Origin of the sequence: Pseudomonas sp. B329 (assembly GCF_023127835.1) — a bacterium.
GTDB classification, from domain to species: domain Bacteria; phylum Pseudomonadota; class Gammaproteobacteria; order Pseudomonadales; family Pseudomonadaceae; genus Aquipseudomonas; species Aquipseudomonas synxantha_A.
Genome location: NZ_SPKP01000038.1, coordinates 1 through 8454 on the forward strand (window position 1 = coordinate 1; position 8454 = coordinate 8454).

Annotated in this window: 2 protein-coding genes and 2 pseudogenes; 3 read left to right on the forward strand and 1 reads right to left on the reverse strand. The window is 49.4% G+C overall.

Features of this window, described 5'->3' with window-relative positions:
* The 3 genes and pseudogenes from E4P00_RS18090 to E4P00_RS18100 all read left to right on the forward strand — a co-directional run.
* Nucleotides 1–174, forward strand: a pseudogene (locus tag E4P00_RS18090) (hemolysin secretion protein D); the annotation flags it as partial.
* 73 nt (nucleotides 175–247) lie between these two features.
* Nucleotides 248–775 carry a DUF5625 family protein gene (locus E4P00_RS18095; protein ID WP_248132383.1) on the forward strand — a complete coding sequence of 176 codons (528 nt, stop codon included), beginning with the start codon at nucleotides 248–250 and terminating at the stop codon, nucleotides 773–775.
* A gap of 149 nt (nucleotides 776–924) precedes the next feature.
* Complete coding sequence (locus E4P00_RS18100) at nucleotides 925–7677, forward strand: S8 family serine peptidase (RefSeq protein ID WP_248132385.1); 6753 nt, start codon at nucleotides 925–927, stop codon at nucleotides 7675–7677.
* Between the two features lie 161 nt (nucleotides 7678–7838).
* On the opposite strand, the pseudogene E4P00_RS18105 reads toward E4P00_RS18100, so the two are convergent.
* Nucleotides 7839–8454: pseudogene (locus tag E4P00_RS18105) on the reverse strand (hypothetical protein); the annotation flags it as partial.

Below are 8454 nucleotides of genomic sequence, written 5' to 3' on the forward strand. Positions count from 1 at the left end.
TATAGCAGCCGTATTCGACTTAAGTCCGACAGCCTAATGATCAAAGGACAACCTGTTGCGCTGACGCCGGGGATGTCTGTCACGGCTGAGGTTAAAACAGATCAACGCCGAGTTATTGATTACTTTCTAAGCCCCCTACAGCAGCACTTGGGGGAGAGCTTAAGAGAACGTTGATAAGTAAATATGCCTTTCAATGTGTGAAGGTGGTGTGCGAGTTATTTGGTGAATGGTGGTGGGGTGGAGTTTGATGATGTTATTAAGAGGTAAGTGCTGGATAAATTATTTCACTGTTGTTCTTGGCTGTTTTTTCTTGTCGGCTTGCTCGGCTCCCATAGTGGTCGTTAAGCCATTTGATGTGTCTCAGGCAAATCAAGTGGCGAGTGCGAGCTTTGTCGTGAATGAAAGGGGAGACTATCGAGTTGCGTTCCTTTTTGTTCGTGTAGTGGACGGAGAGGAAAAAAGTCTTCAAAAAATGCTGGAGGAAGAGATTGTCTGGGGCGATCCAAATAATGATGGTGTGTCTATTAAGGTTCATTTAAAAGTTTTAAAAGATAACAAAATATTTTTTGATGACTACCTCGTCACGACTGGGCTGGAATGGGGGCAGCACTTTTATTATGAAGGTGTAGGTATGTTTGCAGCAGTTCGCCCTGTTGAGATATTTGATTTACTTCCAGGAAGTTATCAAATGGAAATAGAAACGATTGATGACTTGGACAGCTTTCAAGGTACAAAAAGCTTTGTTGAGTTTTCTTATTATAGTCCCAAGCGCTGATTTTTTTATCAGTGCGCCTGAAGTTTTGGGTGCGTGTGACGGATGAGCTGATTTGTCTGGCGCTTGTCAAAAAACGGTCGCCGTCAATTGTTGTGCGGATATTCTGTTGTGTCTAATGGTGCTGAGAAAATTAACGTGCGAGGTGTGCTATGGGAAGCAAATATTCTGTAACTTATAAGGTTTCTGAAGGGGGGGCTGAGTATGTATACCAAGAAGCCAAGGGCAAACATAATAAAGGAGATGTATCTGAGTCCCTCGCGGGGCATATGTGGTATGTTTTAAGTGATGGAGTTAAAGCAGAAAGCGTTGGGTTTGAATCTAGAGATGGTGTGTGGAAAGGAGAGGGGCGTTTATCCACATATGATGATGTTGGATACAAACAATCAATTTATGAAGTAACGCTTGAGTTAAGTAAGGAGCAGTACGATAACCTTTCCAGGTTTTCTCGAGCTCCAAGTGCTCAAGGTGGATTCGATACGACCAAATATAATGCATTTACCAATAGCTGTGTTGACTTTGCATATGCTTCATTGAAGGTGCTTGGATACAACCATAAGAGTACCGAAGGAAAGCTTTTGCCGAGTGATAATGTAAAAGTTGTAGGGGATCTTTTGTATGGCCAAGGTGCAAAAATTATTCGCGATGATTTAACTCGTCATAAAGACTACTACGACGCCAAAGAAGCTCGACAATGTATCTGGCTTGGAGGGGCATATCCGTTGCAATCCCCAGCCGGAGCTCCCTCGCCAGCCAACCAGATCAACATTGACATCATTCCCTCTCCCCAATCACAGAAAAGCGTCCAAGGCGAAAGCAAAGCTCAACAAGATGTCGCCAACGGATTCATTCATAACGCATCAACACACAAAATTTTTGCCTTGGGAGGCATCCTCAACAACACAGATTTCGCCTCCACGCAGATGGCTAGCATGGCCTCAGGCGGTATCCGCCCGGGGGAAGCGCAGCTCGACCCTAATGCCCGCCCTAATGCTTACCTTTCCCAGTTCTACCAGACACCAACCAGTACTAAGCCGGACTTCAGCCTGCGTAATGCAGTAACGATGAATGGTTTGGCCGCTATGACCACCTTTAACACGTATGTGGACCCGTTGCTGCTGGACTTGACCGGCAAAGGGGTGCACATGACAGATTTACAGGACGCGGTACTGTTTGATACTGATAACAGCGGCACGCTCAAGCGTACGGGATGGGCTGACCGTACAACTGGCATGCTGGTGTTCGATGATGGCAATGGCCAGATCAAGAACGTCAGCCAGATGTTCTCTGAGTATTATCGCGGTAAGGCAGGCGTTAATGGAGTTGCGGGTGAGGAGCGCTTTAAGGATGGCTTTGAGGCGTTAGCGAGCGAAGATGCCGACAAAAACGGAGTTGTCAACAAGAACGATCCCATTTGGAGCAAATTACGGGTTTGGGTTGATGCCAGCCATGATGGCAAGTCCGACGCTGGTGAGCTGAAGACACTCGCAAGTCTGGGTATTACCGAGATCAACGTGCGTACTGTGACAGCCAGCAGTGAGGTACGTGACGGCAACAGGGTACTAGCTAAAGGTTCATTCATCAGTAACGGTGTCACGCGAGAAGCGCTAGCGGTTGACTTCCTGGGTGACCCTGTCAGCAACACTGTAGCGGTTATCGGCGAAGGCACCAAAGTAACTTCACAGTTTGGCGAAATCAGCACTACCGCTTACATGAGTCACAGCCCTGTCGGGCAAGCACTGGACGCTGGGCAGTTGGGTGTAAGTAATCTTTACGGTGGCAGTGGCGACGATACTTTGACGGCGGCCCTTCAGGGGAGTTGGCTAGTGGGCGGCGGAGGTAGCAATACCTACAAGGGGTCGGCGGGTGATGATGTATTTGTCATCAGCGCTTCTGACGTTACAAAAAATATCTACGGTAATGGTGGTCGTGATACAGCTATTATTGTGGGTAGCGAAGGTATGACCCTGAACATGGCGCAAGCGGGTCTTACGATTGCCCAGGGCGGCAGTGGTCATGACGTCATTATCAGCGGTGGAGCTTCCAGCGCCTTTATCAAAGGGGGCAAGGGTGGTTCAACGATAATGGGTGGTGCCGGTAACGATGTTCTGGTGGGGGGCTTAGGCCATAACACCATTATCGGAGGCAGCGGCAAGGCGGTTATTTATGCCGGGCCAAAGGGAGATACCATTTACGCCTCCGAAGCCGGGAGCATCATTCATGCAGGTGGCGGTGCCGATAAAATCTACGGTGGGCTCGGCAACGATGTCATCGAAGTCGGTCATGGCAATGCGTCCATCGACGGTGATGGCGGAATCAACATCGTTACCCTGCATGGCAACCATGGCGATTATAAAATTACACGTACTGCCACTGGTTACGAAGTGGCCGATAAGATCGCTGGACGAGACGGTACTGTCACACTGAAAAATATCCAAAAGCTGAACTTTTCGGATATTTCAGCTGTAGATTTGGACTTGCCCAACGCGATGCCGGTGGGGGATGTTCTAACTGTCGATCAGGCTGGCAAGGCATTTGGTCGTACGCAAGCCCACTTGATTTCAGCAGCAAGTCTCCTCGCCAATGATCAGCATCTCAACAGTAAAGGTGCTCTACGTATTGCAAGTGTGGACGAGGCTATTGGTGGCACCGTCAGCCTTACCCAACAGGGCGATGTACTCTTTACTCCTGATCTACGCTTCACTGGATTGCTCAGCTTCAAATATGGCGTGATTAATGACGCGGGCAACCCCTCTGCCACGGTAGTCGACCTGGGTACAGGGCAAACGGCTCCCATGCGAGCCAAGGTTTCGTTGCTGACTCCAGAAGTACCGCTGGATCCGTTGGCGGCACAACAGTGGTATCTCAGTGATATCAATGTGTTGCCAGTCTGGAAGGATTACACGGGTAAAGGTGTACGAATAGGTCAGTTTGAGCCAGGCGGTGAGTTTGCTACCCAGCCTGAAATCTTCGATGTTAAGCACCCGGATCTTGCACCTAACGTAGATAAAGCTTGGTTGCAGACTCAGCAGACGAATGAAACCTTGCCAGGCGTGGTGTCCAATCACGCGACAATGGTTGCCGGCGTGATGGTCGGAGCCAAGAATGGTATCGGGGGGGTCGGAGTTGCACATGATGCAACGCTGGGCGGTTATTATCTGGCCAACGAAGGTGATGATCTGGCTGGGCTCGGCCACATGGTCAGTTACGACATTGCCAACAACAGCTGGGGGTTTCAGCGTGATTTCGCCATTAGTAACATGCAACAAGGCAAAATCAATACCGCCAGCTCACTAACTTCCAATGCCCAATATGCTGCAAATAATGGTCGAGGTGGGTTAGGGACCATTATTGTGACTGCCGGGGGCAACAGTCGCGCTACGGGTGGCAGTGCACAAGGATCACTGACCAACAACAACCGCCACTCGATTCAGGTCGGAGCCATCAATGCGCAAGCTGATTTGTCGACTTTACAAATAGGCTCTGCACCGTTCTCTAATCCAGGTGCAAGTCTATTAGTCTCGGCGCCAGGCAGTAATGTCGTGTCCACCAGCCATATGCTGGAAACTGATCGTGGCTCAACATTCGGCAATAGCTACAGTGCTATGCAAGGCACCAGTTTCGCTGCGCCGATCGTTTCAGGCGTCATTGCGCTGATGCTTCAAGCCAACCCTAATTTGGGTTACCGAGATGTCCAGCAAATCCTGGCGCTATCGGCGCGCAAGGTTAACGATCCGTCTACAGTCTGGAGCGATAACGGCGCCCGCAACTGGAACGGAGCCGGTATGCATACCAGTAATGACTACGGTTTCGGTGAAGTCGATGCCCGTGCTGCTGTGCGGCTGTCTGAAGCCTGGATGACTCAGAGCACTGGCGCCAACGAGTCAGTGTTCAGTGCTTCCAGTGGTGTTGTTGGTAAAACGTTGGCGGCGGGTGAAACCTTCTCATCAAGTTTGGCAATGAATGCTGTCTCGTACGTTGAGCATGCCGAAATCGACTTTGATGCTCAGGTCGGCCGTTTGGGAGATGTGACCCTTAAGCTAATTTCTCCAGATGGAACACAAAGCGTATTGCTTAACCGACAGGGGAAGGTGCCGGTTGGTACGGCAGGAGCGAGCGATGCTGACGTGGGCAGCGCACAGTCAGGTGCTTTCAAGTATACCTTCATGAGTACTCATCACTGGGGCGAGCTCACGGCAGGTGAATGGAAGCTTGAGGTGACCGACTCCGCCAATGGGCTTCCTGTCACGCTGAACAGTTGGTCGTTGCGCCTGTACGGTAGCAAGATGAGTGCTGACGACACGTTCTTTTATACAGACGAGTACATCAAAGCGGTAGCTGCGCAGGCTAAACGTGGTGTATTGGACGATGCCGCAGATGCAACTGCTGGTGGGCGTAATACGCTCAATGCCGCGGCGGTCTCTGGTGATACTTCTGTCAATTTGGTAACAGGCGTTGCAAACATTGGAGGAGCGGCCCTCACGATCAAGAGTCGCTCACCTATCCAAAACATTGTGACTGGCGATGGTAATGACACGCTGGTCGCAGGTCCGGCAGATGCATTGCTTGATGGCGGCCGAGGTAACAACGTTCTCCAGGGTGGCACGGGTAAGGACTTTTTTGTGGTCCATCGCCGCAGTGGCGGTAACGATACCGTGGTGAATTACGACGCTGCCCGGGGGGAAATAATCAATCTGGTTGGCTTCGCAGGCAAGTCTTTTGCAAACCTGCTTATTACACAACGCGGTGCTGATGTGAGGGTGGATCTCGGCGGTGCTCAGTCTATCTTGTTGAAGAATCAGTCTGCATCCGCTTTTACCTCTGCTCTGTTCAAGTTCCAAGATACGTTCGTTGCACCAGCGGCATACGTTAACAGCAATGCTTCTTCTGTCACTTCCCAGGAGGGCTTGGGTACTGTCGTGTTGAAGGGGGGGGCCAAGGGCGTGAGTATCACGACAGGAGCCGACGGTCAGTTTGTAGCGTCTCTGGCCGGTACCGTGTACAGCCATGACAGTGCTACTTCAGATACTTTTGTTGTCGCTAGACAGCCAGGAGTTGAGAATTATCAAAACGCGTTAAGGGGATTCAGGCAGGGCACTGATAAAATAGATTTAAGTCAGACGGGCATCACCAGTTTTGAACAACTCTCAATTACTAAAAGCAATCGAGGTACGATAAACGGGCTGTCGCAAATTCACGGCGTAGAGATCGCGACCACCGCACTTGACCCAACTGGTGCGAAGGTAAAATTGGTTTATCTGGACGCGCTTGATGTGTCTCAGTTGAATCGGGCCGATTTCATATTCGCTTCCCATGCGCTGGATCTGGTCCCTATTGCTCCCCCAAAAGTATCACCTGTTGTGACTACTCCTGATCCATTACAGCCGACGATTACGGTTCCGGGTCCAGTGGGTCCTTCTGTTTCTCGTCCGATGATCACACCTGTTGTGACGGCCCCTGATCGATTGCATCCGACGATTACTGTCCCGGGCACATTGGAGCCCTCTATCAAGCGGCCGAATATTGATATATTGCCCATCGTTTTGCCGCCTATTCTTCCAATCAACGTTCCTACTGGCCCGACAGTCAAAGAACTTTTGGCAGAGCGAGATCGTTTTCCAACGGATACAAAGGTAAGAAGTATTGAAGAGATTTTAGCTGAACGAGGTGTTGACCCAACCAAGCCGATTGTCATGACTACACCCACGCCTATAGTTGCTGGTAGAGAGGCTGGTAGGGGCGGCTATACTGGTCCGACAGAAATCAGAAGCAGTAGGTTTGACGAAATTTTTGCGGCGCATAATAGCGATCGGACCAAGATAGTTGAAATGGCTGTACATACACCAATAGTTGTCGAAAGTTATGTCAATAAAAGTTGGTATCAGCACGAGCCACTAGTCATAAATATTCCTGATGTGATTTCAGAGGTGTCTCCATCATATGAAGAAGGCAATTCGGTTTGGCGCCGACAAGAACCGACCGTTATTGCTCCGATAGAATCGCTTGTAAGTAAAATTGTTCACCCCTCTAGTGTCTATGGAAATGCCGCCCGTGCTCCTATTGTCATTGATCCCCCCAAACCAGTGACGCCAATCGGAGCTAATACCGTACTTGTTAATACTCCGTTTGCGATAATAAATTCTCCCGGTCTTGCTGAAAATGATTTTGCCGTCAGTGGATTCGGTGCGAAACTGGCATTAGGTGATGGTAATAATAAAGTCAGACTTAACGGGATTCGGGGGTCGTTGGTTGTTGGTGATGGTCGTAATGAAATAGACTCCACTGAAATTACCACTGTAGCTACTGTTGGTGATGGGAATAATCTTGTTACAGGTATCTATCGAACACTTCTGGTTGGTGATGGTGATAATGTTATAACTGCCTCGCCTCAGACTAGCGAGGTGTCTGTTGGTAATGGTCAAAACATAATAAAGGGGTATATACGAAATCTGAATGTCGGTGACGGCAATAATCATATTGTTAATGCGGAGTCGATGGCGAAACTAAAGCTGGGGGACGGTACAAATACGGTGACTGTAAGTGATATGACAACTGTAGAAGTTGGAAGGGGTAGTTATGACGTCGCCTTCCGTGGCAGTATGAGTACGCTGGCATTTGGCAAAGGAATTACTCCTGATAAATTGTGGTTTGAACATGCTGGACAAGATTTGCAAATTTCTGTGTTAGGCTCGAAGGAGGAGGTGACGGTACTTAACTGGTACGCGAGTAATCCAGAACGCCCCCGTACTATCGCGACTGGGGACGGTAAAAAATTATCAGATGGGAATGTTGAACTTCTGGTTCAGGCTATGGCTGGCTTTTCACCTCCCGCAGCAGGTCTAACGAGTCTGGCTGCGTCAGCGCAGCAAGCTCTTCAACCAGTCATAGCAGTCAATTGGCGGTGAAATAGTATTTCGTTAGAGTCTTTTAGGCCGTAATTTTTGGCCAAAATCTAGCTCCCTAAAGCAATTAGCTTTTAGGGAGCTATTGTTTAATATGAATGGCGAGTCTGGCCTGTAAATAAGGAAACTATAATGTTCGCGCAAGTACAATAATGGTGTGAGTTTTAGTCAGGTTTGAAAAGAGTAAGTCTGCGATTTTTATCAATCGCCTCTGCTATAGCCATCGCAGCATCCAGTTCGTTCCATCCATGCTCCATCATCAGCCTAAATCGCTCGGCTTTCTCCTCCGGCTCCGTCATGGCCATCGCCAAGTACAAACTGGGCGGCACGGTCCTGAAGAGGACTTCAGTGGATTTGGACAGGATAACCCCCTCCGTAAATTTCCCTGACTCCTTACGCGCAGACAGCATCAGTTTTTTCTGAGCGTCATTCAACTCGCGAAACCGGGCAATTTTGTTGACCTCGTCTGGCGGCATATTCAAGCAAACCCACCATTCGATCATGTTCAGCATTGGCTCCGCGGCCTTAGGCAGGTCCTCAATGTTCTGAGTAGCGAACCAGAACCAGGCACCTAGCTTTCGCCACATTTTGATGATCTTCAGCGCGTAGGAGCAGAGCAATGGGTTCTTGGCGATGATGTGCCCCTCATCGGTCACGTTGATGATCGGCCTGCCAAGCATCTGGTCACGTTCAGCGATGTTGTTTACGGTATTGATCAGCGAGATATATGAATCGCCCCGGGTTTCGTAGACACCTCTTTGCCTTAAACTGAGGCCAATC

Bases quoted from the DNA above. Each gene is read 5' to 3' on its own strand.
- E4P00_RS18100 (WP_248132385.1), top strand. From the start codon at position 925: ATGGGAAGCAAATATTCTGTAACTTATAAGGTTTCTGAAGGGGGGGCT.
- E4P00_RS18095 (WP_248132383.1), top strand. From the start codon at position 248: ATGATGTTATTAAGAGGTAAGTGCTGGATAAATTATTTCACTGTTGTT.